The 26,672-nt window shown below is 39.9% G+C and carries 26 protein-coding genes and 1 pseudogene; 7 read left to right on the plus strand and 20 right to left on the minus strand.

The features are described 5' to 3' along the window. Positions 1-70 precede the first annotated feature (70 nt). Positions 71-286, minus strand: coding sequence for a hypothetical protein (locus ADI86_RS04665; RefSeq protein ID WP_000282501.1), 216 nt, complete (start codon positions 284-286; stop codon positions 71-73). A gap of 278 nt (positions 287-564) precedes the next feature. Here ADI86_RS04665 and ADI86_RS04670 point away from each other — a divergent pair, with 278 nt between their 5' ends. Together ADI86_RS04670 and rnjA are read left to right on the plus strand one after the other, a co-directional pair. Beyond that, complete coding sequence (locus tag ADI86_RS04670; RefSeq protein ID WP_000639572.1) at positions 565-798, plus strand: DNA-dependent RNA polymerase subunit epsilon; 234 nt, start codon at positions 565-567, stop codon at positions 796-798. Between the two features lies 1 nt (position 799). Then, a complete protein-coding gene (gene rnjA, locus ADI86_RS04675) occupies positions 800-2,479 on the plus strand; it encodes a ribonuclease J1 (protein WP_000331983.1) in 1,680 nt (559 codons plus the stop codon). A 201-nt stretch (positions 2,480-2,680) separates the two neighbouring features. Here rnjA and mnmG read toward each other — a convergent pair whose 3' ends face one another. The 14 genes from mnmG to ADI86_RS04745 form a co-directional block, all read right to left on the minus strand. Beyond that, complete coding sequence (gene mnmG / locus ADI86_RS04680; protein ID WP_049531971.1) at positions 2,681-4,594, minus strand: tRNA uridine-5-carboxymethylaminomethyl(34) synthesis enzyme MnmG; 1,914 nt, start codon at positions 4,592-4,594, stop codon at positions 2,681-2,683. A 9-nt stretch (positions 4,595-4,603) separates the two neighbouring features. Further along, positions 4,604-5,059, minus strand: coding sequence for an NUDIX hydrolase (locus ADI86_RS04685; RefSeq protein WP_049531972.1), 456 nt, complete (start codon positions 5,057-5,059; stop codon positions 4,604-4,606). A 140-nt stretch (positions 5,060-5,199) separates the two neighbouring features. Next, positions 5,200-6,321, minus strand: a complete 1,122-nt coding sequence (gene mnmA, locus ADI86_RS04690) for a tRNA 2-thiouridine(34) synthase MnmA (protein ID WP_049531973.1) — start codon at positions 6,319-6,321, stop codon at positions 5,200-5,202. Positions 6,322-6,469: 148 nt separating this feature from the next. After that, complete coding sequence (gene argH / locus ADI86_RS04695) at positions 6,470-7,861, minus strand: argininosuccinate lyase (protein ID WP_049531974.1); 1,392 nt, start codon at positions 7,859-7,861, stop codon at positions 6,470-6,472. A gap of 28 nt (positions 7,862-7,889) precedes the next feature. Further along, the gene (locus ADI86_RS04700; RefSeq protein ID WP_049531993.1) at positions 7,890-9,086 is read right to left on the minus strand and encodes an argininosuccinate synthase; all 1,197 of its coding nucleotides are present in this window, start codon (positions 9,084-9,086) and stop codon (positions 7,890-7,892) included. Between the two features lie 16 nt (positions 9,087-9,102). After that, the gene (locus ADI86_RS04705; protein WP_049531975.1) at positions 9,103-9,909 is read right to left on the minus strand and encodes an ABC transporter substrate-binding protein; all 807 of its coding nucleotides are present in this window, start codon (positions 9,907-9,909) and stop codon (positions 9,103-9,105) included. Between the two features lie 209 nt (positions 9,910-10,118). Beyond that, complete coding sequence (locus ADI86_RS04710; protein ID WP_049531976.1) at positions 10,119-10,760, minus strand: ABC transporter ATP-binding protein; 642 nt, start codon at positions 10,758-10,760, stop codon at positions 10,119-10,121. Then, positions 10,757-12,865 (minus strand): amino acid ABC transporter permease, encoded by a 2,109-nt coding sequence (locus ADI86_RS04715; RefSeq protein ID WP_049531977.1) that lies wholly within the window; start codon positions 12,863-12,865, stop codon positions 10,757-10,759. The genes ADI86_RS04710 and ADI86_RS04715 overlap by 4 nt, the downstream gene beginning before the upstream one ends. Before the next feature lie 49 nt (positions 12,866-12,914). After that, the gene (locus ADI86_RS12005) at positions 12,915-13,070 is read right to left on the minus strand and encodes a hypothetical protein (protein ID WP_162838030.1); all 156 of its coding nucleotides are present in this window, start codon (positions 13,068-13,070) and stop codon (positions 12,915-12,917) included. An 80-nt stretch (positions 13,071-13,150) separates the two neighbouring features. Next, complete coding sequence (locus ADI86_RS04720) at positions 13,151-13,738, minus strand: hypothetical protein (RefSeq protein ID WP_049531978.1); 588 nt, start codon at positions 13,736-13,738, stop codon at positions 13,151-13,153. Between the two features lie 396 nt (positions 13,739-14,134). Continuing rightward, the gene (locus ADI86_RS04730) at positions 14,135-14,782 is read right to left on the minus strand and encodes an ATP-binding cassette domain-containing protein (RefSeq protein WP_049531994.1); all 648 of its coding nucleotides are present in this window, start codon (positions 14,780-14,782) and stop codon (positions 14,135-14,137) included. 13 nt (positions 14,783-14,795) lie between these two features. Then, positions 14,796-15,602, minus strand: a complete 807-nt coding sequence (locus ADI86_RS04735) for a hypothetical protein (protein ID WP_049531980.1) — start codon at positions 15,600-15,602, stop codon at positions 14,796-14,798. Further along, positions 15,589-16,380, minus strand: a complete 792-nt coding sequence (locus ADI86_RS04740) for a hypothetical protein (protein ID WP_049531981.1) — start codon at positions 16,378-16,380, stop codon at positions 15,589-15,591. Before ADI86_RS04740 ends, ADI86_RS04735 begins: the two co-directional genes overlap by 14 nt. Before the next feature lie 73 nt (positions 16,381-16,453). Continuing rightward, positions 16,454-16,855, minus strand: coding sequence for a hypothetical protein (locus ADI86_RS04745; RefSeq protein ID WP_049531982.1), 402 nt, complete (start codon positions 16,853-16,855; stop codon positions 16,454-16,456). A gap of 527 nt (positions 16,856-17,382) precedes the next feature. On the opposite strand from ADI86_RS04745, the gene ADI86_RS04750 reads away from it, so the two are divergent. Then, complete coding sequence (locus ADI86_RS04750) at positions 17,383-18,246, plus strand: helix-turn-helix domain-containing protein (RefSeq protein WP_049531983.1); 864 nt, start codon at positions 17,383-17,385, stop codon at positions 18,244-18,246. 49 nt (positions 18,247-18,295) lie between these two features. On the opposite strand, the gene ADI86_RS04755 is transcribed toward ADI86_RS04750, so the two are convergent. Next, positions 18,296-18,916 carry a LysM peptidoglycan-binding domain-containing protein gene (locus ADI86_RS04755; protein ID WP_049531984.1) on the minus strand — a complete coding sequence of 207 codons (621 nt, stop codon included), beginning with the start codon at positions 18,914-18,916 and terminating at the stop codon, positions 18,296-18,298. A 239-nt stretch (positions 18,917-19,155) separates the two neighbouring features. Here ADI86_RS04755 and sdaAB point away from each other — a divergent pair, with 239 nt between their 5' ends. Genes sdaAB through ADI86_RS04770 form a run of 3 tightly spaced genes read left to right on the plus strand, consistent with a single transcriptional unit; the run spans position 19,156 to position 21,362 of the window. After that, on the plus strand, positions 19,156-19,827 hold the full coding sequence (gene sdaAB / locus ADI86_RS04760; protein WP_000838909.1) for an L-serine ammonia-lyase, iron-sulfur-dependent subunit beta: 672 nt from the start codon (positions 19,156-19,158) through the stop codon (positions 19,825-19,827). 8 nt (positions 19,828-19,835) lie between these two features. Further along, on the plus strand, positions 19,836-20,708 hold the full coding sequence (gene sdaAA / locus ADI86_RS04765; RefSeq protein WP_000500043.1) for an L-serine ammonia-lyase, iron-sulfur-dependent, subunit alpha: 873 nt from the start codon (positions 19,836-19,838) through the stop codon (positions 20,706-20,708). Between the two features lie 21 nt (positions 20,709-20,729). Then, positions 20,730-21,362, plus strand: a complete 633-nt coding sequence (locus ADI86_RS04770; protein WP_049531985.1) for an HAD family hydrolase — start codon at positions 20,730-20,732, stop codon at positions 21,360-21,362. Positions 21,363-21,628: 266 nt separating this feature from the next. Here ADI86_RS04770 and ADI86_RS12100 read toward each other — a convergent pair. From ADI86_RS12100 to ADI86_RS04790, 3 genes and pseudogenes are all read right to left on the minus strand, one after another. After that, positions 21,629-21,751: pseudogene (locus tag ADI86_RS12100) on the minus strand (IS3 family transposase); the annotation flags it as partial. Positions 21,752-21,903: 152 nt separating this feature from the next. Next, positions 21,904-23,754 carry a polysaccharide biosynthesis protein gene (locus tag ADI86_RS04785; protein ID WP_049531988.1) on the minus strand — a complete coding sequence of 617 codons (1,851 nt, stop codon included), beginning with the start codon at positions 23,752-23,754 and terminating at the stop codon, positions 21,904-21,906. A gap of 85 nt (positions 23,755-23,839) precedes the next feature. Next, on the minus strand, positions 23,840-24,670 hold the full coding sequence (locus ADI86_RS04790) for a glycosyltransferase (RefSeq protein WP_049531989.1): 831 nt from the start codon (positions 24,668-24,670) through the stop codon (positions 23,840-23,842). A gap of 154 nt (positions 24,671-24,824) precedes the next feature. Here ADI86_RS04790 and ADI86_RS04795 point away from each other — a divergent pair, with 154 nt between their 5' ends. Beyond that, positions 24,825-25,991, plus strand: a complete 1,167-nt coding sequence (locus ADI86_RS04795; RefSeq protein ID WP_049531990.1) for a CynX/NimT family MFS transporter — start codon at positions 24,825-24,827, stop codon at positions 25,989-25,991. Positions 25,992-26,102: 111 nt separating this feature from the next. On the opposite strand, the gene ADI86_RS04800 is transcribed toward ADI86_RS04795, so the two are convergent. Next, positions 26,103-26,444, minus strand: a complete 342-nt coding sequence (locus tag ADI86_RS04800; protein ID WP_049531991.1) for a helix-turn-helix domain-containing protein — start codon at positions 26,442-26,444, stop codon at positions 26,103-26,105. Positions 26,445-26,672 lie beyond the last annotated feature (228 nt).

Consider the following 26,672-nt stretch of genomic DNA (forward strand, 5'->3'; position numbering starts at 1 on the left):
TACTACAAAAGCTGGCACATGGGAATTTTCTTTATCCCAAAACAAAAATGCCCTAGCATGAGCAGGGCATCTAAGCATTTAATCCAAAGTAAAATACAAACCAAACGACATAGGTCACGAGGAGGAGAAAAAGCGAGTAGAGAGTCACAAAGATAATTTTCCACAAGAACTTGGTTTGTCGTCGTTCCAGTTTGGCAAATAGAAGATTCCCAGCATAAACGCAAGCAACAAAAACGATAAAAGCCACCAAGCGAACTCCAATAGCAAAAGAAAATAAGTTATACATAAGGCAACCTCCTTGACTTAAAAACTATAGGGAATTATGACAAACGATAAATTCCACTTCCATTATCAAGATAACATATTTTCTTTATTTTTGCAAACGCTTCCCAACGAGTAACTCTATGACTTTCTCGTTCCCGTCTTTTACTAATTTTTCATTTTGTGGTATAATTGAAATAATTGTAACGAATCAAGGTCAATCTAGACAAAAAATGGAATGAAATCAAGCAAATATCTGCTAAAAGTTTGGAATAAGCTGACCTGTAAATAGAAAGGAACTATATGATTTACAAAGTTTTTTATCAAGAAACAAAAGAACGTAGCCCACGTCGCGAAACAACACGCGCACTTTACCTAGACATCGATGCCAGCTCAGAACTTGAGGGTCGCATCGCTGCTCGTCAACTTGTCGAAGAAAATCGCCCAGAGTACAATATCGAGTATATCGAACTCTTGTCTGACAAATTGCTAGATTACGAAAAAGAAACTGGCGCCTTCGAAATCACGGAGTTCTAATATGGCCTATACTCTTAAACCTGAAGAAGTCGGCGTTTTTGCCATCGGTGGTCTGGGAGAAATCGGGAAAAATACATACGGGATTGAATACCAAGATGAGATTATCATCGTCGATGCTGGGATTAAATTCCCAGAAGATGACTTGCTGGGTATCGACTATGTCATTCCTGACTACTCTTACATCGTGGACAATATCGACCGCGTCAAGGCTGTCTTAATCACACACGGACACGAGGATCACATCGGTGGGATTCCATTCCTTCTCAAGCAAGCAAATGTCCCTATCTACGCTGGACCGCTTGCCTTGGCTTTGATCCGTGGGAAACTCGAAGAACACGGCCTCTTGCGCAACGCCAAACTTTACGAAATCAACCATAACACTGAGTTGACCTTTAAAAATCTCAAGGCAACTTTCTTTAGAACGACTCACTCGATTCCAGAGCCTTTGGGGATTGTCATTCATACTCCTCAAGGGAAAATCGTTTGTACGGGTGACTTCAAGTTCGACTTCACTCCAGTTGGAGAGCCTGCAGACTTGCACCGTATGGCTGCTCTTGGTGAAGAAGGCGTGCTTTGTCTCCTCTCTGACTCAACAAATGCAGAAGTGCCAACCTTTACCAACTCTGAAAAAGTCGTTGGCCAGTCCATCATGAAGATTATCCAAGGCATTGAGGGACGTATCATCTTTGCATCCTTTGCCTCAAATATCTTCCGTCTCCAACAAGCAACAGAAGCTGCTGTTAAGACTGGACGTAAGATTGCGGTCTTTGGTCGTTCGATGGAAAAGGCCATTGTCAACGGAATCGATCTTGGCTACATAAAAGCTCCTAAGGGAACCTTTATCGAGCCAAATGAAATCAAAGACTACCCTGCAGGCGAAGTTCTGATTCTCTGTACAGGTAGTCAGGGTGAGCCTATGGCTGCCCTCTCTCGTATCGCCAACGGAACCCACCGTCAGGTACAACTCCAACCAGGCGATACGGTTATCTTCTCCTCAAGTCCAATCCCTGGAAACACTACTAGCGTCAACAAGCTGATTAACATCATTTCTGAAGCTGGTGTCGAAGTTATCCACGGTAAAGTGAACAATATCCATACATCTGGACACGGTGGTCAGCAAGAGCAAAAACTCATGCTCCGCTTGATTAAGCCAAAATACTTCATGCCTGTCCACGGTGAATACCGCATGCAAAAAGTCCATGCTGGACTTGCGGTGGATACTGGTGTTGAGAAGGACAATATCTTTATCATGAGCAATGGTGATGTGCTTGCCCTTACTGCTGACTCTGCTCGTATCGCAGGTCATTTCAACGCCCAAGATATCTATGTCGATGGAAATCGTATCGGTGAAATCGGTGCTGCTGTCCTCAAAGATCGTCGTGATTTATCTGAAGACGGTGTCGTTCTGGCAGTCGCAACTGTTGACTTCAAATCGCAGATGATTCTGTCTGGTCCAGACATCCTCAGCCGAGGCTTTGTCTACATGAGAGAGTCTGGAGACTTGATTCGCCAAAGCCAGCGCATCCTCTTCAATGCTATTCGTATCGCACTGAAAAACAAGGACGCTAGCGTACAGTCTGTCAATGGTGCCATTGTCAACGCTATTCGCCCCTTCCTTTATGAAAATACCGAACGTGAACCGATCATCATTCCGATGATCCTCACACCAGACGAAGAATAAAGCAACAAAACAGCCCCGTCTTCGGAGCTGTTTTTCTCTATGCTTTCTTTTGAGATTGAAACTCAATAAAAATCAAAATCAGACTAGAAGGCTAGGCGAAAGCATAACTCTAGTTAGCTCCCATAGTTCGGGGAACTATGGGAGGCTGTAGATGAATTCAAAGCCAAGCTTTGAACTCATTCGTAAGACGCCGACGAAGTATTATTTTGATTTTTGAAGAGTTTTAGAAATACTACGATTTTTACCTTCAAGATACACCATCAAAATCGAAATATCTGCTGGGTTTACTCCCGAAATACGGCTGGCTTGGCCGATGGTTTCTGGATTGATCAGTTTGAACTTCTGACGGGCTTCGGTTGCGATAGAATCAATGTCATCCCAGTCGATATTGGCTGGAATGCGTTTTTCTTCCATACGCTTCATCTTGGCAACCTGATCCATGGCTTTTGAAATATAGCCTTCGTACTTGATTTCTGTTTCAATCAATTCGATAATCTTGTCATCTAACTCTTCAGCAGCAGGTCCGATAAAGGCCACCACATCTTGATAAGAGACTTCTGGGCGACGGAGAAATTCCTTGGCTGATACTGCATCGGTCAATGGTTTGAATCCCATCGCTTCAACCTTAGCGTTGGTTTCCTTGACTGGCTTGAGTTTGATACTATCTAGGCGCTTCATCTCATTATCAAATTGATTTTTCTTAATTTCAAATCGAGCCCAGCGTTCATCGTCAACAAGGCCAATCTCACGTCCCATCTCGGTCAAACGCATATCAGCATTATCATGGCGGAGGATGAGACGGTATTCAGCACGACTGGTCAAGAGACGGTAGGGTTCAATGGTTCCCTTAGTCACCAAGTCGTCAATCATGACCCCGATATAACCGTCACTGCGCTTCAAAATCAACTCAGGCTTGCCTTGGATTTTCAAAGCGGCGTTGATACCAGCGATAATCCCTTGGCCTGCCGCTTCTTCGTAACCAGATGTACCATTTGTCTGACCAGCAGTGAAAAGTCCTGAAATCTTCTTGGTCTCCAGAGTCGCACGTAACTGATGAGGCAAGACCATGTCGTACTCAATGGCATAACCAGTTCGCATCATCTCAGCATTTTCCAACCCTTTGATAGAATGAACCAGCTCACGCTGGACATCCTCAGGAAGACTGGTTGAAAGTCCTTGAACATAGACTTCTTCTGTATTGCGACCTTCTGGCTCAAGGAAAAGTTGGTGACGTTCCTTGTCCGCAAAGCGCACAATCTTATCCTCAATAGACGGACAGTAACGAGGCCCCACCCCCTTGACCACACCTGTAAACATAGGCGCACGGTGGAGGTTGTTTTGGATAATCTCATGACTGGTACCATTGGTGTAGGTCAACCAGCATGGCACCTGATCCTTGACATAATCCTCATCACGTGAGGTGTATGAGAAGTGGTTTGGTGCTTCATCTCCTGGCTGAATCTCGGTCACATCGTAGTTGATTGAAGAAGCCTTGACACGTGGAGGCGTTCCTGTCTTGAAACGACCAATTTCGAGGCCCAGTTCCTTGAGATTGTCAGCAAGGTTAATAGAAGCTAGGCTGTGGTTAGGACCTGATGAGTACTTGAGGTCTCCGATGATAATTTCCCCACGGAGAGCTGTTCCTGTCGTCACGATAACAGCCTTTGCAGCATACTCTTGATGGGTTGCTGTACGCACACCGACAACCTTACCATCCTCTACCAAAATCTCATCAATCATGGTCTGACGAAGGGTAAGATTCTCTTGATTTTCAACCGTCTTACGCATCTCCTTAGAGTAAAGCTCCTTGTCAGCCTGCGCACGAAGGGCACGAACGGCAGGACCCTTCCCTGTGTTGAGCATCTTCATCTGTATGTAAGTCTTGTCAATGGTCTTGGCCATCTCACCACCGAGGGCATCAACTTCACGAACGACAATTCCCTTGGCAGAACCACCAATAGAAGGATTACAAGGCATGAAAGCCAGCATTTCAATGTTGATAGTCGCAAGCAGGACCTTACAGCCCATACGGCTAGCAGCTAAGGAAGCCTCTACCCCAGCGTGTCCCGCACCAATTACAATAATATCGTATTCTTCAGTAAAATTATAAGTCATATTTCTCTCCTATTCCTCAAGATGAATGTGTCGCAGTTGGCCGTCCCAATCTGGCAGGGCTGTTTTCAAAAAGGCTGGAACTAGATTGATACCCTTAAGCTGATCCAAATCAATCCACTCACAAGGCTGCCTTTTCTCATCTTCCTGCATGGTCAATGGGGCATCCTCAAGCAAGTCCACCAGATAATGAAACTCGATGTTGTGCCAATAGACACCATCTTCTTCAAAACGATTTTCAACAACAAAAGCTAGTTGCCCAGCTTGAGCTTCGACACCCAGTTCTTCCCTCACTTCACGGACTACCGCTTCTTCCGTGCTTTCATTGACTTGAATCGCACCGCCGATAGTGTAATGCTTGCCCTTATCTTTGGTAACTAAGAGCTTGCCATTTTGGATAATCAAGGCTGTCGCCCGAACGCCAAAAACTGTATTTTCCACTTTTGTCCGAAAGTCTTGTTGAGTCATTCTTGTCCTTTCCCTTAAACGACACAAAAACAGTCAAAACTCCAAAGAAGTGCAGGACAAAAAAGCCTGCAACATCCATGAGCTTTGACCATCATTTCTATTGCTTTTATTATTGTAGCAAATTGAGAAAATTTGTCAATCTAAATGTACTGACAAACTTGTCCATCGCGGTAAGCATTGTCAATCAAACCACCACCTAGACACTCTTCCCCGTCGTAAAAGACAACTGCCTGACCTGGTGTGATGGCGCGTTGCGGTTCTGCAAAGATAACCTCTGCCTTGTCTCCTTTGACATGGACGGTCACCTTAGAATCAGGCTGACGGTAGCGGAATTTAGCCGTACATTCTATCGTAAATTCCTCTGGCATCTCACGAGTAAAGTGAACTTGACTGGCTTCTAGACTGGTTGACATGAGCGAATCATGATAGAATCCTTGTCCTACATAGAGAATATTCTTGCTTAGGTCTTTTCCGACAACGAACCAAGGGGCATTGTCACCACCGTGTTGCCCACCGATACCAAGTCCACCACGCTGACCAATCGTATAGTACATAAGCCCAGCATGCTCGCCCATATCGCGACCATCCACAGTCATCATGCGACCAGGCTGAGCTGGCAGGTAGTTACTGAGGAAATTTTTAAAGTTCTTTTCTCCGATAAAGCAAATCCCTGTCGAGTCTTTCTTCTTAGCAGTTGCAAGGCCTGCTTCTTCTGCTAGTCTGCGAACTTCTGGCTTTTCCAAATGTCCTAGTGGGAACATGGTTTTTTGAAGTTGTTCTTGCGAAAGTTGGCTGAGGAAATAAGTCTGATCCTTGCCATTGTCCACGCCACGAAGCATGTGAACGATGCCATCCTCATCACGCGCCACTCGGGCATAATGCCCAGTCGCTACATAGTCTGCCCCCAAGGTCATGGCATAGTCCAAAAAGGCCTTAAACTTGATTTCCTTGTTGCACATAACATCTGGATTTGGCGTGCGTCCTGCACGGTATTCCGCTAGGAAATACTCAAAAACGCTGTCCCAGTACTCTTTTTCAAAATTGACAGAGTAGTAAGGAATGCCGATCTGGTCTGCTACCGCAGCCACATCCTTGTAATCTTCGGTCGCCGTACAGACGCCGTTTTCATCTGTGTCGTCCCAGTTCTTCATGAAGATACCGATCACATCGTAGCCCTGCTCCTTGAGCAAAAGAGCCGTCACCGACGAATCAACACCACCACTCATCCCCACGACAACACGTGTTTTAGAGTTATCACTCATGGTAAGTCTCCCATCTATTCGTTTATTCACGATTGAAGGTCGTGTGTGCTTCAACGATTGAAGGTCGCTTGAGCAGTATTCATTATAACACGCTTGGTTGGAGAAGACAAGAAAGAGGCTGTCAATCGACCAACCTCTTATCAATCTATCACTTTCTAGCTTCATTCGCTTTCTTAGCAACTGCAATCTGGTATCTCACTTGGTCAAATCCTGTACCTCCCAAGGAATTTCGTCTTTGAACAGCAGTTTTAGGTTGCAAGTAGACATAAATATCCTCTGCAATGAGGGAATGATAGGTTTGTAATTCCTCCAAAGTCCAATCTTGAATATTTTTAGCAGACTTGATAGAGTCTAGCACTAATCTTCCCACAACCTCATGAGCTTCTCTAAATGGCAAGCCTTTCCCTGCCAAATAATCTGCCAACTCAGTCGCATTTGAAAAGTCCTTCTCTGTAGACTCTTGCATTTTTTCCTTGTTTACCTGCAAGCTAGATAACATACCTGCCAATACATCGAGGGAATTTAAAATCGTTTCGACCGTATCAAACATTCCTTCCTTATCCTCTTGCAAATCCTTATTATAAGCTAAGGGCAAGGACTTCATGACTGTCAACAGTCCAAACAGATTCCCATAAACTCTACCAGTCTTTCCTCGAATCAACTCAGCCATATCTGGATTTTTCTTTTGGGGCATAATAGAGGAACCTGTTGTAAACGTATCTGACAAGGTAATGAATTGGTACTCAAAGCTACACCAATTGATCATTTCTTCGCAAAAACGGCTCATATGCATCATGAGTATGCTGGCATTTGACAGAAATTCTAAGATAAAATCGCGGTCACTAACAGCATCCAAAGAATTTGTATAAGGTTGCTTAAACTCCAGCAAATCGCTAGACAATTGGCGATCAATGGGGAAAGTCGTCCCTGCCAAAGCTGCCGCACCTAGAGGGCATAGGTCTGTATGCTTCTGGTTAAATTCAAAGCGTTCACTGTCTCTTTGAAACATATTGTAGTAAGCCATCAGGTGGTGGGCAAAACTAATAGGCTGGGCATGTTGCAGATGGGTATAGCCCGGCATGATCGTCTCCACATGATTTTCCGCCAAGTCTAATAAAACACCCTTGAGATGAGCCAGTTTATCTAGGACATGGTCTAGTTGTTCCTTGAGATATAAGTGCATATCTGTCGCAACTTGGTCATTTCGAGAACGAGCTGTATGTAACTTCCCTGCAAGGGGACCAATTTTTTCTGTCAGCAACACTTCTATATTCATATGAATATCTTCGTTTGCGATATCAAAGTCAAGTTGGCCTGCCTCTAGCTCTTCTAAAAGCTCTTTCAAGCCTTCTTGAATCTTTTCTGATTCCTTCAAACTCAAAATGCCCGTCTGACCCAACATCTGAACGTGGGCTAAGGAACCAATCACATCAAATTTAGCTAATTTCTGGTCAAAAGATATACTCGCACCAAAGCGCTCTACCCAGTCTTCGACAGTACCTTCAAAGCGACCACCCCATAATTTTGTATTCTTAGCCATATCACATCCACCTCTCTATCCAATCGTCCTATTTGGCGCTTTTTTGAACCTCAGAATGAACCTTGGTTGGAAGTCCCCACAACTTAATAAAGCCAATAGCCGCATCTTGATCAAAGGTATCTGCACTGGTATACGTCGCCAAATTTTCATCGTAAAGAGAATTTGGTGATTTCCGAGCCACGACTTGAGCGCTCCCCTTATAGAGTTTGACTTTTGCAGTCCCATTGACAACTTTTTGAGTTTCTTTAATATAAGCAATCAAGGCTTGTGTAGCCGGACTAAACCACAAAGCATTATAAATGAGATTTGATAATTCATTTTCTATGATTGGTTTAAAATGAGCCACTTCTCTCACAAGCGTCAGATCCTCAATTTCCTTATGAGCTGTCAGCAGGGTCACTGCCCCTGGGCATTCATAGATTTCTCTTGATTTAATCCCAACCAAACGATTTTCCACGTGGTCAATCCGTCCAACTCCATGTTTTCCAGCTATTTCATTGAGCTTTTGAATCAAATCCGCCAATTTCAACACTTCTCCATTGAGGGAAACTGGAATACCTTCACTAAACTCAATATCAATGTATTCTGGCATATCTGGAGCTTGCTCTGGAGAAGTTGTGATGCCAAAGGCTTCTTCTGGAGCCTGATTCCATGGATTTTCCAAAATACCACACTCATTGGCACGTCCCCAAAGATTTTGGTCGACAGAGTAGGGATTGTCAAGGTCAGCAGGAACAGGCACCCCATTTTCCTTGGCATAATGAATTTCTTCCTCCCGAGACCATTTCCATTCACGAACTGGTGCAATCACTTTTAAATTGGGATCCAAGGCTGCAATCGATACTTCAAAACGTACTTGGTCATTCCCCTTACCTGTACAACCATGAGCAATTGTAGTCGCTCCTGTCTGATGCGCTATTTCAACCAATTTTTTAGAAATCAGAGGGCGGCTCAAGGCAGATACTAAGGGATACTTTTGTTCATAGTAGGCATGTGACTGAAGAGCCACTAGCACATAATCTGTAGCAAATTCGTCCTTAACATCAATGACATAAGATTCGACTGCCCCAACCTTAAGAGCCTTATCATGGATGAAATCTAAGTCTTTCCCTTCACCCACATCCATACAAACTGCAACAACTTCATAGTCTTTCTTTAGCCAGGTAATAGCAACTGATGTGTCTAAACCGCCAGAATAGGCCAAAATTACTTTTTCTTTACTCATGTTCTTTTCCTTCTTTCTATTTTTCAATGGACGCTTTAAAGGCATCCTCAATGAGTTTGTCTAATTCCCCAGACTCCTTCAACTTTTGAATGGTTTTATCGACTGCTTCTTTCAATTCCTTGCTATCTTTTTTCATGGCTACCGCGTAAGAATCATCTTGCTCTTTTTCAAAATTGAGGTCTGCGATTGCTAAATCAGGATTATTTTCCACAAATCCCTTGGCAACAGGTTCTTCAAAGATAACGGCATCCACTTGTCCTGATTTTAAATCTGTAATTAAATTCCCATTTTTAGGCAGAGATACGAGGGAAGAATTTTGTAGCAAATCTTTCGCCATCGTCTCTTGAATCGAACCTTTCTGCGCTCCGATCTTTTTCTGCGCCAAGTCGTTGACAGACTGATAAGTGGCTAAATCAGATTTTTTGACAATGAGCTTATTTTTTGAAGTATAGTAGGGAGTTGAAAAATCGAACACCTTGCTCCGTTCATCTGTCTTAGAAACACCTGATATGGCAAGGTCGGCTTTTCCTGATTGAACACTAGCCAGTACATTGTCAAAACTCATGGGTGATAGTTCCAATTCGACACCTAGTTCTGTTGCAATAGCCTTGGCTAATTCGATATCTGAACCCACAATCTGATTTTTCCCATCAACCACTTTTTGGTATTCAAATGGAGCAAAATCTGGATTGAGGGCTACAACCAATTTTCCTTTGGACTTGATGGCTTCAATTCCAGCCGATTGATTGTTACTACAAGCAAATAGTAGGGGGAGCATCACTAAACCAAACATCGTCATCAACACCTTCTTCATCTTATTCATAATAAAGCCTCCTTTATGTTTATTCCTTTTGGTTGTATAAATAATACACCCATCCTCATCGTTTGTCAAGCCCAAATTGAAAAAATTTTCAATTTGAAACAAAAAAACCTAGAAATAATACATAAAAATGTCATTCCTAGGCGTATTTATGCTATTTCTCTCTGGGAAACATGAGTATTCAGTCAGTTAAAAGAAGCGACTGAACGAACTCATTTTCCCTTGCCCAATTCAATGATACGATGACATTGTTGGGCTACATAAGCATCGTGGGTCACAATAATGACTGTTTTCCCCTCTCGATTCATCTCTAAGAGAAACTTCAAGACCAAATCTCTATTTTCAGGGTCCAGCGAACCTGTCGGTTCATCAGCTAAAATCAGCTGGCTGGGTTTTAAGATGGCTCTAGCCACTGCAATTCGTTGTTGTTCACCACCAGACAACTCGGAGACCTTTTGATGCAAAGTAGCTGGCAAACCTACTCTCTCTAAAATCCCTTCCACCTTTTTGAGCTTGTCTTTCTTAGACAATTTCACATATTTCAGTGCCAGCATAAGATTGTACTCGACCGTTTCATCATCAATCAGGGCAAAATTTTGAAATAGATAAGAGATATGTTCACGGATTATTGTTTGCGACTTAGCAGAATTGACCGCTAGATTTGTCTGACCAAAAATCTCATACCGTCCGCTATAATCACCATCTATCAAACCTAATAAATTTAACAAGGTCGACTTACCACTACCACTTTTTCCAACGATGGCAACCAAATCTCCCTGATCAATCCTGAGAGATAAGTTATCCAAAATCACTTTTCCCCCAATGGTTTTGGTAATATTTTTCAACTCAATCATAAGATGCCCCCTTTCAATAACTCTACTAAACTTCTTTTCTCCATCCTAGAAGCCAAGGCTAGCACAAATAGTATATCCAAACATGTAAAACCTGCAAACAGTAGAAGTGGCAAGAGCGCATGGGCAAAGAAAATCAAGACTAGAAGAGGGAGACTATAGCCCAGCAAGAGCAGAACTAAGAGAGGACGGTAGCGATCGACCAGTTTCCACCCCATAAACTTCTTGGTAATGATATCCCTGCGCTTCAATAAGAAAGTTGTTACTAATAAGAAGTAGGAAATCATCATGCTAAGGAGACCAAACAAAGCAAAGAGTATATTAAGATTTCGAACTGCATCTCGATAAGAATCTACTTTCTCTTGTTGAATGGCTTGAATCGATGAAAATTTTAAATAATTCCCATCTGATAATTTCTCAACTAACTCCGTAATCACTTTTTGATTTTGTTCTGTATTTTCAACTTTCATCGGGTTGTTTAAACCTGTCGTTGACAAGCGAGTCTTTTCTTCCCACATCATGTCTTGATCATTTACCAGACTAATGATTGGATTGTGGAGGTTTTCCTTTCGCTCATTATTATAAGGGAAGAAAGACCAATCTCCTTCATAGTAGGCAATTTCTACATCCATATCTTCTATCCTTTGCTTTTGCTGATCTTCATACCTCATAGAAAGATAGGCGATGGATTTTCCCAAGAACTGATTCTTGCCTTCTTGTTCTTTGTCACTGATTGGCAACAAAATCACCTTTTTAGTGCCGGTATCTGGTAACTTGAATCCCTTGCTCTTTAGAAAATTGCTATTAGCATAGTAAACATCTACATTATCAGGCAGTTGGTAGTTCTGCACTTGTTCAGCTTTGATGACTGGTTTGATAGGAAGACTGCTACTCTGCACATAGCCCGCCTGCGTTTTTTCTACCAAATCCTGATAAAATCTATAGAAATAATCTGTAGATTTCCCTGACCCTGCTAGCTCTTCTTGCCACAGATTATCATTGAGTTTGAAGGTTTCTAAGGTCAGGTAATTACCTTGACTTACCCACTGTTGCTGATAAGCAAGTTCTTTGTTTTCTTGTTCTAGACTTCTGCCCACCCCAATCAGTAAGGCCGTCAGTAAAATAGTTGTCCCTATTTTCATCACATAATTGAAGATAAGACCAAGTTTGACAGATGAAAAACCTTTCAACATGGAACTGACTGTCATTTTTTGAATCATCAGGTAGGTCAGCCAACTGATGAACAAATACAACTGTAAAAGCAGAAATTGGGATAAGAGTAAACTTGGGAACAAAAGTTTTGGTCTGTAGTCCAGCACTAAAAATAGTCCCAAGTCAATGATAAGACTTCCACCCAAGAGAAGATAAAAATTAGTCTTTACAAAACCAGATAAAATCGCCCCGCTTTGAAAACCAAGTAACTTTTGAACCCCCACTCGTTTCATCTCCATCATCGGCTGATAAACTGTCATTAAAATCACAAGCAAGATTGCCAAGATAAAGATAATGATAGATAGTAATAAAGCTTGATTTAGCACTCCAACCTGACTTCGGTAAGTGGGTTCTAATAACGTCGTCTTATCTATCTGGAAAAAATCACTCCACTTTTGTAGAATGGTATCACGATCTATCTCTTTGCTGGAGGTAATCATGTAGCGTCCATTTACAGTATGGGATTTATCCTCAATATAAGATTGGAAGGTCTGGAGTCGAATGAGTTTCACCTTTAAAAAGGTGGGAATGGTTCCTAGATTATTGGGAAGGTCCTGGTTGCTGTAGACTCCCTTCTCATTCTTTGAAAAATCAAGAGAAGTCAAACCGAACTCCTGATAGGGGAAGGTTTCCTTATCAAAAACACCAGCCTTGACTGCCTCATCTCCATTATCTACTTTGATAATAGAGACCTTGTCTTGGCTTGCAACCTCTTCAAAAAACTGGAGAATAGTTTCTGTCGGTTTAGTGACATCTTTCAAGTACAAGTCAAATGAATAAGTTGTCTTGCCCATCTCCTGAATCCGCACTATTTCTCGTGTAACATTTACATTCAGGACAAAAAATGTAGTACACAGCAAGAGCAGGAGCATACAAAGATGACTGATTTTTTTCATAGAGATACCTCCCGTGAAGAGACGAAAGCGAGATAGGTGCAGGTACTTTTTATTTTTTACTAAATTTTAAATAGGTGTAAATAAATCCTGCACTTATAGCCAAAGTTGTCCACCATTTAAAATCAATATGTAAAAGTGAAAAGATTATAAAACTGATGATTAGCGAGGCTAAAATATAAACAATGATTAAAATTTTATTTTTCATAGGAATTGCCTTTCTGAATGGATTCTAGTGTTTACAGCTCATTTGTAAAGTTTACAATAAACAACTAGGGCAATTGGCTATCAGAATGTCCGTTTATCTGTCAATAATCCGAGAAAATCTTGTCGTTTCAAGTCGGAGAAATGTTTGGTAGAAAGACTTCCTTTTTGAAGTCCATCATCTCTAACCTGCAAATAATAGCTATGTTGGCTTGTTTTAATTGTCAAAAAATCGCCAAATACAAAAAATTTTTTCCAGTTACGAATCTCAAATTCTTTCATCTCTGATTTTGGAATGCGGATAAGTCCTTGCCGCAAATCACGATGATGCTCACTTGTGAAAGTCATCCCATTCCCAAGATTTCTTATCAGTAGTTCATCTGGAGTTACCATCACCAGCGCTATTTTAGTTAAGAAAATTTCAACTGTTGGTGGTAAAATCGCCAAATCAAACCAGGGATGTAGGTAACGATAGGCTAAGAAATAATGAGGCTCCTCACCCAATCCTAGTTGTTTATATAAGGCCTTGACCTCACTATCTAACCTCGCTTCAAAAGACACATCCGAATGCTCTTCTTCCTTCTTCTGATTAACATAACTCACCCAAACTAGGAAACCTATAAAGACTATGCTAAATAGTCCTGATAAGATATATTTTAAATTGTAGTTCATTACTTAACCTCCTGATTCACGCCTCTGCCTAAAACAGAGGCCTATCTATTTTGAAAATAGTTCCATAACAATTTTAAATAAGAATGGCGTCATTAAAATGAGGATAGTTCCTATCACAAATATCACGACTACTCGAACAAGGTCCTTATTTTTAAACATTTTCCACCCCTTTTCTAGCTGCATCATAATACTATTAAGACCATTTTAAAATTACACCAAGATTTTTCACAAACTTATTTTAGCTTTCTTTTCTACTTTTTATATTACTATGATACAATATTTTTAATAGGATTTTATTATTTGTTAACTTTTTTCACAAAAAGGAGAAAGCCCATGCGTTATGATTTCGGAAAAGTATATTGAAAGACCTATAATAAAGTTAGCCAGCTACCATTACTAAAAGTTAGATGTCTTAACTAATTTACCGTTTTTCAATTCAAGAACAATATCAGATAATACTTCAATATCCTCTTTATTGTGAGATGTGACCAACATAGTAATATGATTCTTTCGAGCATAACTCTTAATTATTTTTCTAAGTTCTTCTACACCTTCATAGTCCATACTATTAAATGGTTCATCTAGGAGTAAAATCTTAGGATTTTCCATCAATGCTTGGGCAATCCCTAATCTTTGTAGCATGCCTAATGAATAATTTTTTACTTTTACATCTTTATCCTGATATAAACCTACCTTATTCAATACTTCCTCAATCTCTTTCTTAGTAATTTTATTTTTGATTGCAGCTAATTGCTCTAAATTCTCTAATGCAGTTAGGCTAGGCAAAAATCCCGGATGTTCAATAAGTAACCCTACATCAAGTGGCATAGAACCATTTTCCCCAACAATTACACTCCCAATTGTAATCTTACCAGTAGTAGGTTTCATTAATCCTGAAAGCATTTTAAATAATACACTTTTCCCGCATCCATTGGTTCCTACAATTCCATATATTTTACCTGATTCAAAAACATAACTAACATCATCTATAACATACTTTTTCCCAAATATTTTTGAAAGATGATCTACTTTTATACAATTCATACGTTTCAACTCCTTACTCATTTTGATACTGCTTACTTCCTTTAGGTAATGCAATATCTTTATTTTCAAATATTTTAAAATTTAATAGAAGCAACATTGCATCAACAAATACCAATATCCCACATCTACCAATGAAATTTATGCCGTAACCATACACTGAACCAGAAATGGAAAACAATGAAAATGCTCTCAGATGTTCTCCTAAAAAGCCCAATGTTGAACCCGCCATTATAATCAAAATGCCCGTATAGATAACAAATACTAACGATTGTGATATTCTAAACTGTGTTAAAAGTGCATGGAGCAGGGAAAAGAAATATAGCAATAATCCTTGTAAAATTATTATCTTTCCTATCTCATAAATTACTATATTCGTTTCAAAATTTCCAAATAAATACGTTTCTGAAAATTTTTTTGTGGCTGTTGAAATGCCAATGCCAAAGTTAGAATCTCCTATTCCTACTATAGTGGAAAATATACAAATACTAACCACATAATAAATCACACTTTTCAAAATTTTAAAATGCTTATTTCTATAAAAATCATTTCTACTTGAATACCTACTTAGTACAAAAAATATATTTTGTTCAACTGGGCTTTGTAGCATCATTATGAAAGCTAATAAAAACGGAAATGTGAAATATCCAGTATAGGAATCATTAAACATGACAAGAATCAGCTCACCAAAATGAAAATTCCCAAATTTATATTTCAATACTATCAGCTGACTAAAATTTGCTAATATAGCAAAAGCAACTAATAAATATATAAAACCTATATAAAAATCTTCTTTATTTTTTAATTCTTTAAATTTCTTCATCAGTTTCTATATCCCTTTTAAATTTTTTATACGATATCCAATATGATATTACTACTATAAGGATTAAGTATACAAAAACAAATATTACGCTTATTCCTTTTACTCTTGAAACATCAAAAATTGCCATTGGTTCAATTTTAGTAAGACCTAAAAACATCGCAAACAATGATCCTATTGTCGTTAAAATAAATGGGGATAACCATGCAACAAATTTGCTCTTAATAAAATATGACATCGCCAATCCAACACTACTATATGCAACGCCAACAAAGGAACAATGTAAAATGATTATTACTACATAAAATAACGGAGATGTCCTCACTGCTGACTCATAAATAGAAACTTTTGTTATTGCATAATAAGCATCCATATTTATACTTCTATTAAAAAATAAAATTGACATTATCAAGAATAATAACATTCCAAAAATAAATGTTGTAAATGATATGAATCCATTGATTATAAAAATAGAATTAAAATACTGTTTATATCCCATCCTTGATACAATATATTTCATTGTTCCACTTTTTCTATTTTCGATATGCTGTGACGCAAAAGGAATTGTTGCAATAAGAGGTGCCAAAACTATTAACAACGACCTATCACCATTATAACCTTGTAAAAATGCCACAATATAATCGTGATTAAAAAAATACTCCATCCCCTCTTCAATAAATGCACTTACAGAAAATATCATAGAAGTTAAAATAATTAATATTGCTAAAAAGAATTGCTTATTTTTCATCCCTTTTAAAAACATACTGACCTTGTAATCCATACTTCTCTCCTATAAAACAAATGGGATGAGCGAACATGCTCACCCCCAAATATACAAACCTATATTCTAGCTCTTAATACTCATCAGGACTCCATGAACCGCTGGTTTGAACTTTAACATATGTTGCGAACCCTGTCCATCCACCCAATCTAAGATTAGATCCTTCTGCATCTGATGGACTATTATAATTCAAATAAATCCTATCTCCACTGCCTGCAGAATATGTATGTGTCATTTGAGCGTCACCTCTAAAAATAGCACAGTGCATTGTATAACCACCACCGATTGATGTATTATTATTTACTCCTCTTGATTGATTTGTTTTATATAATGAGTCAGTCACTGTACGACCTCCGAATCTCGGCATAATCATATCGTAGTCCGAAATTTCTCTAGCAGAGACAGCCATTGCACCAATCATTAACGTAGCACATATACTTGCAAATAACTTTGTTTTAGTATCTAGTTTTTTCATTATTACAATCCAATCCTTTCGCTCCACTTACGACACAATACAAAATGAAAAACATGTTGTATTGTGTTGTTTTCTTTAATTTGGGATATGATATACTTTCTGTGAAACCAAATATGATAAACTAAAAATCAAAATTATAATGAATTCAAATTTATAGAATAACTACCTTAAAACGAAATTAACATTCACAGAAAATCTTATGTAATCACTAAATAATCCATTGGACTCACCTTCCTTTCATTTTTACAACTAGCGCATTATATCGGCCATTTCCATGGGAAAACCGTAGCAATGCTGAATAAGAAAGCAAGAATAACTAAAAAGCGAAAAACTTTTTTATTCATACTTTTTCCCTCCTCCCTGTATTTTGTATCTACAGTATACCTCTTCTTTACTCTATTTTAAAATTAGTTAACTTTTTTCACACATTATTTTAGTTTTCTTTTTTACTATTCCTGTTACTATGATACAATATTTTTAATTGGATTTTATTATTTGTTAACTTTTTTCACGAAAAGGAGAAAATCATGCGTTATGATTTCGGAAAGGTCTATAAAGAAATACGTGAGTCAAAAGGCTTGACCCAAGAAGAGGTCTGTGGAAATGTCCTCTCAAGAACCAGCCTATCAAAGATTGAAAGTGGCAAGGCAACTCCCAAATATGAAAATATGGAGTTTCTTCTCCGGCAAATCAATATGAGTTTTGAAGAGTTTGACTATATCTGCCACCTCTATCAACCGAGCCAACGAACAGAAATCATGCAAACCTATCTCAATATGAGCTCAACCCTAGGGACTAGTGAACTCGAAAAACTATTTCAAAAATGCCAAGACTATCTCAAAACCCACCACGACCTGCCTATAGAAGAAATAAAGGATATGCTGGAAATTGTCATCCATATCCGTCAACATGGTACAGAGCAACTGTCAGACCAAGTGAAACAGATTGTCAAAAAACTTTGGGAAAAAATTGAAAAACAAGATACATGGTATGAAAATGACCTAAAAATCCTCAATACCATCCTTTTCAGCTTTCCTATTGAACACCTCCATCTCATCACTGGAAAAATCTTGCAACGCTTGGAAGTCTATAAAAACTACCAACATTTATATGACTTACGAATGGCAATCCTACTCAATCTGTCCACCATTTACTTATACCATCAAGACAAAAACATGTGTCAACAAATCTGCTATACTTTACTAGAGGACGCTAAGAACAAGAAAAGCTACGATAGGCTTGCTATCTGCTATGTCCGTATCGGGATTTGTAGGGATGAGGCTAGACTTATCCAAAAAGGTTTCTCACTTCTAGAGCTGACCGAGGAAACTTCTATGCTGTCTCATCTCAAAAAAGAAGTAGAGATCTATTACCAAGCGAAGGAAAAATAAAAAGTCGAGGGGATTCCTCGACTTTTACATATTATTTGTTCGTTATTTCTTAATACCAGCCGTTGTTAAGCCAGAAGTTTTTAGCAGCTGTCCATGAACCGTAACGTCCTGCAACGTAGGCATCTGCTACACGTTCTTGGTTTTCAGCTGAGTAGTCACCGTTCAAGTATGAATCTGTCAATTGGTAACGTCCGATATAACGTCCGTTTGTAGCTGTGTAGCTACCGCCTGATTCTTTTTGGGCGATCCATTCTTTAGCTTCTGCTTCAGATCCGCTTACAGTTGAAGCAACTGTTTCTTCTGCTACTGTTTCGCTTACTACTGGAGTTTCTTCCTCTACCTCTGTAGTTTCTGTCACTGTGGCTGAAACAGTTTCGTCTTGAGCTGCTGGAGCTTCATAAGTCGTTGAAGCTGGTGCTACTGGCGCTACAGGGCCATCGATAACCAACTCTTGACCAACATAAATCAAATGAATGTTGTCAATGTGGTTGTTTTCTGCCAATTTCTCAACTGTTGTGTTGTGAGTTTCAGCGATTTCTGAAAGTGTATCACCTTCTTTAACTGTGTAAGTTGATGATTCTTGAGCAGATACAAATGATGGAGCAAATACTGCAAACAAGGCAGCTACTCCTGCAAGAGTTGTTTTAATCTTTTTAGTTGTTGATTTCATATTTGAAAATTCTCCTTCTTTCTATAGTTCTATCATACCCTTTAAATATTACCGTTTCTTGACACTTTTATGTAGAAATATTACAAAATTATTTTTTATTTCCCTAAATAAGGTATTTTTTGTCATAAAAGATGCTGTTTTATGCTATTTGTAGTGTAAAAAGGTTTTCATCCACAATTAAAGCCAAGACCTTCATTCTTTGATATAATAGAGATAAGAATTTTTATAAGGGGAAACTGATGAAATCACTTCGTTTTCAATCTGTCTTTGATATCATCGGACCAGTTATGATTGGCCCATCTAGTAGCCATACAGCTGGTGCTGTTCGTATTGGGAAGATTGTCTCTTCCATTTTTGATGATACTCCGACAGAAGTCGAATTCCAACTTTTTAACTCATTTGCCAAGACCTATCGTGGTCACGGGACAGACCTAGCCCTTGTTGCAGGTATTTTGGGCATGGATACAGATGATCCTGAAATCCCAAATAGTCTGGAGATTGCCCACAAGCGCGGTATTAAGATTGTCTGGACTATTCAGAAAGACAGCAATGCTCCTCACCCAAATACCACTAAAATTACCGTCAAAAATGCCCACAAGACCATCAGCGTGACTGGTATTTCTATCGGTGGAGGGAATATTCAGGTCACCGAACTCAATGGCTTTGCCGTCTCTCTCAATATGAATACACCGACTATCATCATTGTTCATCAAGATATTCCAGGTATGATTGCCCTCGTAACGGAGGCCCTTTCTCGCTATGATATCAATATCGCCCAGATGAACGTTACTCGTGAAAAAGCTGGTGAAAAAGCCATTATGATTATCGAAGTCGACAGTCGCAACTGTGATGAGGCTATCGAAGAAATTCGAAAAATCCCTCATCTCCACAATGTCAATTTCTTTAAATAGGAGGAAGCATGTTTTATTCTATCAAAGAATTGGTCGAGCAAGCAGATCTGGACTTTCAAGGAAATGTCGCAGAACTCATGATTACAACAGAGTTTGAATTGACCGGTCGCGAACGTGAAGAAGTCCTCCTTCTCATGGAACGCAATCTGGAAGTCATGAAAGCTTCTGTCCAACTTGGCCTTAATGAAAATAAATCTCGTAGTGGCCTGACAGGTGGAGATGCTGCCAAATTGGATCACTACATAAAAAACGGAAAAACTCTGTCAGATTACACGATTCTCTCTGCTGCCCGAAATGCTATCGCAGTCAATGAGCACAATGCAAAAATGGGCTTGGTCTGCGCTACTCCGACCGCTGGAAGTGCTGGCTGTCTGCCTTCCGTTCTCACTGCTGCGATTGAAAAATTAGACCTCAGCCACGAGCAACAGCTGGATTTCCTCTTTGCTGCGGGTGCCTTTGGATTAGTTATCGCAAACAATGCCTCTATCTCGGGTGCTGAGGGTGGGTGTCAGGCCGAAGTTGGTTCGGCCTCTGCCATGAGTGCTGCCGCCTTGACTCTAGCTGCAGGTGGAACACCTTATCAGGCCAGTCAAGCCATTGCCTTTGTCATTAAAAATATGCTGGGCCTCATCTGTGACCCTGTTGCCGGCTTGGTTGAAGTGCCCTGTGTCAAACGCAATGCCATGGGAGCTAGCTTTGCCTTCATCGCAGCAGACATGGCCTTGGCAGGTATCGAATCTAAAATCCCTGTGGATGAAGTTATCGATGCCATGTATCAAGTTGGAGCAAGCATGCCAACTGCCTTTCGTGAAACAGCTGAAGGTGGACTCGCAGCCACTCCTACTGGTCGTCGCCTCCAAAAAGAAATTTTCGGAGAATAAGCTTATCAAATAGGAGAAACCATGACCTCTATCACAGCTATCTTTTTCGATCTGGATGGAACCCTCGTTGACAGTTCTATCGGGATTCACAATGCCTTTACTCATACTTTTAAAGAGCTGAAGGTGCCTAGCCCTGATGCCAAAACTATTCGTGGTTTTATGGGACCGCCTCTTGAAAGTAGTTTTGCGACCTGCCTGCCCAAAGAACAAATTTCTGAAGCCGTGCAGATATACCGTTCTTACTATAAGGAGAAAGGCATCCATGAAGCTCAGCTCTTCCCTCATATTGTAGACTTGCTTGAGAAGTTATCGAGCAATTATCCTCTCTACATCACCACGACAAAAAACACTCCAACTGCTCAGGATATGACTAAAAACTTGGGAATCCATCATTTCTTTGATGGCATTTATGGTTCCAGCCCTGAAGCACCCCATAAGGCAGATGTCATTCGCCAAGCCTTGCAGACACATCAACTAGCCCCTCAACAAGCCATCATCATCGGTGATACCAAGTTTGATATGCTGGGAGCTCAAGAAACAGGCATTCAGAAATTAGCCGTCACTTGGGGATTTGGAGAGCAGGCAGATCTACTAAACTATCAACCTGATTATATCGCCCACAAACCCTTAGACGTTTTGGCGTATTTTCAATAACATAAGGGAGACTAGGCAAAAACTCCATTTCAGAAGAAAATAAAGTAATACTCAATGAAAATCAAAGAGCAAACTAGGAAACTAGCCGCAAGTTACTCAAAACACTGTTTTGAGGTTGTGGATAGAACTGACGAAGTCAATAACCATACCTACGGCAAAGCGACGTTGACATAGTTTGAAGAGATTTTCGAAGAGTATAAGTCTCTACATAACAAAACGCATACTACCAAGTTTTTTGTACTGACCCCAAAAAGTTGGACAAATAATTATTGAAAGGATTTAGTTCTGTACTGCACAGGACTAAGTCCTTTTAGTTTTACCTTAATTCTCTTATTATTGTAATAATCAATATAGTCTATAATAGCTTGTTCCAATTGATTAAGTGATTTATTTGAAAACTTCTCTAAGCTATATCCTTGTTTTCTAAGCTTATAGATTTGAACTTTATCATCATAAGTTAATTTCATAATAAAAACACCCCAAAAGTTAGATTTTTTCTGTCTAACTTTTGGGGTGCAGTACATAATATGCGTTTTCTTTTTTATTCAACATGGGTTGTTTGATTGGCAAAGGCGATAATGGCTTGTTTCAACTCATCTCCTCTGAGAGTTCGGAACTCTTCAATCTTTTGATCGATGGCTTCTAGAGGCATGACATTAACCTTACCAACGAAAATCTTATCCATAACTTGGTTATCAACAAGTTCGGTTGATACCAAGAGTTCCTCGTAGAGTTTTTCACCTGGACGGATTCCAACTTCAACAATTGGAATTTCACTTTCGGTGTGTCCACTTAGAAGCACCATTTTCTTAGCTAAGTCATAAATCTTGACTGGTTTGCCCATATCAAGGATAAAGACTTCCCCATCCTTGGCATAAGCACCAGCATGGATAACCAAACGGCTAGCTTCTGGAATGGTCATAAAGTAACGAGTCATGCGGAAGTCTGTCACCGTTACAGGCCCACCTTCAGCAATCTGACGTTCAAAGACTGGTATGACACTACCACGGCTACCAAGAACATTTCCAAAACGAACTGCACAGTAGGTCGATTGGCTACGTTGGTTAAAGCCAGTGACAATCAATTCCGCCACGCGCTTGGTTGCTCCCATAACATTTGGTGGATTAACCGCCTTATCTGTCGAAATCATAACCATCTTAGGTACTTTGGCTTCATCAACAGCCTTAGCAACATTGTAAGTTCCACGGATATTGTTTTTGAAGGCTTCTTTTGGATTGCGCTCCATCATAGGAACATGCTTGTGAGCAGCCGCATGATAAACAATAGCTGGCTTGTACTGCTCAAAGACTTGCAACAAACGGTCATAGTCTTGAATGTCTGCGATAACTGGCACATAATCAATCCCTTGGAACTTACGAATCAGTTCATGATAAACAAGGTAGATTGAGTTTTCCCCATGACCGAGCAAGACGATGCGTTCAGGATTGAAGCGACTAACTTGGCGACAGATTTCAGAACCGATTGAACCACCAGCCCCTGTGACTAATATGGTCTTACCTGTCAGTTCTGCGCCCAGACGCGATTCGTCAAGACGAATTTCCTGACGGCCCAAAAGGTCTATGATATCAATTTTTTGGAACCCAGTACCTGCTTGGTGAAGTCCTTGAACAACAGTTTCAACATTAGGCATCTTGTAACATTTGACATCCAGCTTATTACACATCTGCAAGATACGTTCATATTCTGACGGATCAAGTGACGGAATCGCAACGATAACACGCTCGATTTGATGGCGTTTAGCCAATTCAGGCAGATTGTCATAAGAGCCCAAAACAGGGATTCCACCAAGTTTTTGGCCCTTTTTCTTAGCATCCTTATCCAAAATACCGACAAGTTCCAAATCACTGGTTGGATGTTGGTAGCTATCCATAAAGAGGGCCCCACCATCACCAGCACCAATCAAGAAGGTTCGACGATGTTCTCCATCACCACTACCTTTTTTGCGTCTGGAATAGATTAACTGCCAAGTAATCCGTGGCAATAAAATCAAGAAGGTACTCAACAAGATAAAGAGAATGATGAAACGGATGGAGAAGAGTGGCAAGAAGGCATAGCAGATACTATATGACAAGACGCTGCTCGCAGTCACACCAAAAAAGATTTTCATGAAATCCGTAATCTTGCTGTAACGACTAATACTAGCGTTCAAGCCCCAAAATGCAATCATAAATTGATAAAACAAGAAGGCCAAACTCGTATAGATAATGTAGTCAACAGGTGCTGGATTAATCAAGCCGTAAAATAAGATATAAGATACAATGATGGAAACCACCATACTCAAAATATCAAATACTCCCCAGAAAACCTGTTTTTGTTGTTTATTTAAAATTTCCACCAGATCAATCACATAATCTGTGAGTTTTTTATTCATAGAAATTTACTCCTCCTTAAAAGAGCTGAATAGTTATATTGTTATTATAACACTTTTTATCCCGTTTACGATTTGCTACAATCTTTTACTTGCTTTTTCGTAACAGTTTCATAAAAATAAACTGTCTGACAAATCCTGGACAAAGGGCAACAACCATCTGAATGGCAACACTCTTGGCATATTCCAGATAAGAAATTTGTCCTCTCTTCAGCATGCGCTGACGAGCTTGACGATAGAGTTTGAGGTAACGCAGTCCCCCACGACGCTCAAACATCCCTGCTCCGACACGAACCTGACACAAGATTTGATCGAGGTTGCCAGTCTTGGCTCCTGCAGCAATCATATTAAGCCAGAGGAGGTCATCCTCCATATAAAGGCCATCCTCATAGTTGCCTGACTTGAGAACCATATCCTTCTTAAACATAACAGTCATGTGGTTAAAGGCACTTCTCATCCTTTGATAAGCCACAATATCTGCATGTTGAGTCGGAACACGACGGTAAGAAACAATCTCATCAGGATTGTCAATAAATTCTGCAATATGGCCACCTAATAAGTCGAGGTTGTCCTTCTTCATTAGCTGAACCTGTTTCTCAAAACGATCTGGAACAGCGATATCGTCCGTATCCATACGGGCAATAATATCATACTGACACTGCAAAACCCCCTGTCGAAGAGCCAGACCCAAACCTCGATTCTGCTCAAGAGGATAGCGTTTCACTGGAATATCAGACTCAGCTTCCACCTGGTCTAATACCTGATAGAGCTCAGGAGTCAAAGGCCCATCCTCAACCAGAACCAATTCGCTCGGTTTCAGGGTCTGATTTTGAATACTTTTTATGGCATCTCTCAAAAATATCGGATTTTCCTTTACATAGACCGACATCAAGACGCTGATTTTTTGCTTTTCAAGCACAGTTTTTCTCCAATATATAGATTTCCTTCCACTATTTTATCATAATTTTCAAGACTTTCCTATTTTTATCTTGAAAGCCCAAAACCTTACTTGACATTATAGGGAAAAAGCCTTAAAATAAGCTGTTATTAAAATCAGCTAGAAGAGGTATTATATGAAAAAGCAATCACTCTTTTTTGTTCCAGGAATTATCCTGATTGGTGTTTCCTTGCGGACTCCTTTTACTGTTTTACCCATTATTTTGGGAGATATTTCGCAAGGTCTAGGAGTAGAAGTTAGTTCGCTTGGTATCTTGACCAGCCTTCCTCTCCTTATGTTTACCCTCTTCTCGCTATTTTCTACCCGACTGGCTCAGAAAATTGGCTTAGAACATCTCTTTACCTACAGCCTCTTCTTCTTGACTATCGGTTCTCTGATTAGACTAATCAATCTGCCCCTGCTCTATCTAGGAACCTTGATGGTTGGGGCAAGTATCGCAGTCATCAATGTTCTGCTTCCTAGTCTCATCCAAGCCAATCAACCAAAGAAGATTGGTTTTCTGACCACCTTATATGTAACCTCTATGGGGATTGCAACGGCTCTGGCTTCCTATCTAGCTGTGCCCATTACACAAGCCAGTTCTTGGAAAGGACTTATCATCCTCCTCACCCTGCTCTGCCTAGCAACTTTTTTGGTCTGGCTGCCTAATCACCGCTATAATCACAGACTGGCTCCGCAAACCAAACAAAAAAGCAAAACAAAGGTTATGCGTAATAAACAGGTCTGGGCAGTGATTGTCTTTGCAGGTTTTCAATCCTTGCTCTTTTACACAGCTATGACCTGGCTACCTACAATGGCCATCCACGCAGGCCTATCCAGTCACGAAGCTGGCTTGCTGACTTCTATCTTCTCTCTGATTAGCATTCCTTTTTCAATGACCATCCCAAGTCTGACAACCAGCTTATCAACTCGCAACCGTCAGCTCATGCTCACTCTGGTTTCACTAGCTGGTGTGGTCGGCATTTCCATGCTCTTTTTCCCAGTCGGTAATTTCTTTTACTGGCTTGCCATCCATCTCCTCATCGGAACCGCAACCAGTGCCCTCTTCCCTTATCTCATGGTCAACTTTTCACTCAAGACAAGCGCCCCTGAAAAGACAGCCCAATTGTCTGGTCTATCTCAAACAGGAGGCTATATCCTAGCAGCCTTTGGACCAACGCTATTTGGTTACAGTTTTGACCTTTTCCACTCTTGGGTACCAGCTGTAGCTGCCCTCTTACTCGTCGATATCCTGATGACTGTGGCCCTCTTTACAGTGGACAGAGCTGATAAAATCCTCTAAAAGCCAAATTTCAAGCCCAAGTTAGCTAGTAAGAAAAGACCCTCTGGAAAACTTGTGTTGCGTGTTCTATGGATTGTTTCATAGGAAGTCTAATAAACCGCTAAGTTTTCCTTAGCGGTTGTTTTTTACTGTTTTTATAAGTATTTGAAAGGCTTCTAAAAGTTGTTCCTGTGTTTTTTGTGGAAGTTGGACTAATTGATTCGCTAATGATTCTAGTTGCGGATTTTGAGAAGTAATACGGCTCTCAAATAGTTCAGATGGTGAGATATCCAGAGCTGTAATGATTTTCTCTAAAGTATCAATTTTAATATTTGACCCCTTGGTTTCAAGATTAGAAATATAATCAATACCAACACCAGCTTTTTCGCTGAGATTTTGTTGGCTTAATTTTCTTTCTTTTCGTATAAGTCGTATGCGCTGACCTATATACTTTTGTAAATGAATGGATGTCATAACTTACCTCGTTTCAATACCATAATACAAGGAAGCTAGCTATAAAATAACCCGTTTGTAGACTAAAAAAAGGAAATATATTGCCTATAGAATATAAAAATGATAAAATAGAAGTGTATAAGAAAATGATTAGTTCATAATCAATTGTATTTTCTATCAGTTATTAAAGGAGAAAATGATGAAGAAACTGAAAACCCTAACAACTTCAACAGCTATTGCGCTTGCGTC

The organism is Streptococcus pseudopneumoniae (assembly GCF_001074975.1).
Lineage (GTDB): Bacteria > Bacillota > Bacilli > Lactobacillales > Streptococcaceae > Streptococcus > Streptococcus pseudopneumoniae_D.

Bases quoted from the DNA above. Each gene is read 5' to 3' on its own strand.
- ADI86_RS04785 (WP_049531988.1), bottom strand. From the start codon at position 23,754: ATGAATAAAAAACTCACAGATTATGTGATTGATCTGGTGGAAATTTTA.
- ADI86_RS04770 (WP_049531985.1), top strand. From the start codon at position 20,730: ATGACCTCTATCACAGCTATCTTTTTCGATCTGGATGGAACCCTCGTT.
- ADI86_RS04750 (WP_049531983.1), top strand. From the start codon at position 17,383: ATGCGTTATGATTTCGGAAAGGTCTATAAAGAAATACGTGAGTCAAAA.
- ADI86_RS04745 (WP_049531982.1), bottom strand. From the start codon at position 16,855: ATGAAAAAACTAGATACTAAAACAAAGTTATTTGCAAGTATATGTGCT.
- argH (WP_049531974.1), bottom strand. From the start codon at position 7,861: ATGGCTAAGAATACAAAATTATGGGGTGGTCGCTTTGAAGGTACTGTC.
- ADI86_RS04755 (WP_049531984.1), bottom strand. From the start codon at position 18,916: ATGAAATCAACAACTAAAAAGATTAAAACAACTCTTGCAGGAGTAGCT.
- ADI86_RS04700 (WP_049531993.1), bottom strand. From the start codon at position 9,086: ATGAGTAAAGAAAAAGTAATTTTGGCCTATTCTGGCGGTTTAGACACA.
- mnmA (WP_049531973.1), bottom strand. From the start codon at position 6,321: ATGAGTGATAACTCTAAAACACGTGTTGTCGTGGGGATGAGTGGTGGT.
- rnjA (WP_000331983.1), top strand. From the start codon at position 800: ATGGCCTATACTCTTAAACCTGAAGAAGTCGGCGTTTTTGCCATCGGT.
- ADI86_RS12005 (WP_162838030.1), bottom strand. From the start codon at position 13,070: ATGAAAAATAAAATTTTAATCATTGTTTATATTTTAGCCTCGCTAATC.
- ADI86_RS04740 (WP_049531981.1), bottom strand. From the start codon at position 16,380: ATGGATTACAAGGTCAGTATGTTTTTAAAAGGGATGAAAAATAAGCAA.
- sdaAB (WP_000838909.1), top strand. From the start codon at position 19,156: ATGAAATCACTTCGTTTTCAATCTGTCTTTGATATCATCGGACCAGTT.
- ADI86_RS04665 (WP_000282501.1), bottom strand. From the start codon at position 286: ATGTATAACTTATTTTCTTTTGCTATTGGAGTTCGCTTGGTGGCTTTT.
- ADI86_RS04735 (WP_049531980.1), bottom strand. From the start codon at position 15,602: ATGAAGAAATTTAAAGAATTAAAAAATAAAGAAGATTTTTATATAGGT.
- ADI86_RS04720 (WP_049531978.1), bottom strand. From the start codon at position 13,738: ATGAACTACAATTTAAAATATATCTTATCAGGACTATTTAGCATAGTC.
- ADI86_RS04800 (WP_049531991.1), bottom strand. From the start codon at position 26,444: ATGACATCCATTCATTTACAAAAGTATATAGGTCAGCGCATACGACTT.
- ADI86_RS04685 (WP_049531972.1), bottom strand. From the start codon at position 5,059: ATGACTCAACAAGACTTTCGGACAAAAGTGGAAAATACAGTTTTTGGC.
- ADI86_RS04710 (WP_049531976.1), bottom strand. From the start codon at position 10,760: ATGATTGAGTTGAAAAATATTACCAAAACCATTGGGGGAAAAGTGATT.
- sdaAA (WP_000500043.1), top strand. From the start codon at position 19,836: ATGTTTTATTCTATCAAAGAATTGGTCGAGCAAGCAGATCTGGACTTT.
- ADI86_RS04730 (WP_049531994.1), bottom strand. From the start codon at position 14,782: ATGAATTGTATAAAAGTAGATCATCTTTCAAAAATATTTGGGAAAAAG.
- ADI86_RS04795 (WP_049531990.1), top strand. From the start codon at position 24,825: ATGAAAAAGCAATCACTCTTTTTTGTTCCAGGAATTATCCTGATTGGT.
- ADI86_RS04670 (WP_000639572.1), top strand. From the start codon at position 565: ATGATTTACAAAGTTTTTTATCAAGAAACAAAAGAACGTAGCCCACGT.
- ADI86_RS04705 (WP_049531975.1), bottom strand. From the start codon at position 9,909: ATGAATAAGATGAAGAAGGTGTTGATGACGATGTTTGGTTTAGTGATG.
- ADI86_RS04715 (WP_049531977.1), bottom strand. From the start codon at position 12,865: ATGAAAAAAATCAGTCATCTTTGTATGCTCCTGCTCTTGCTGTGTACT.
- mnmG (WP_049531971.1), bottom strand. From the start codon at position 4,594: ATGACTTATAATTTTACTGAAGAATACGATATTATTGTAATTGGTGCG.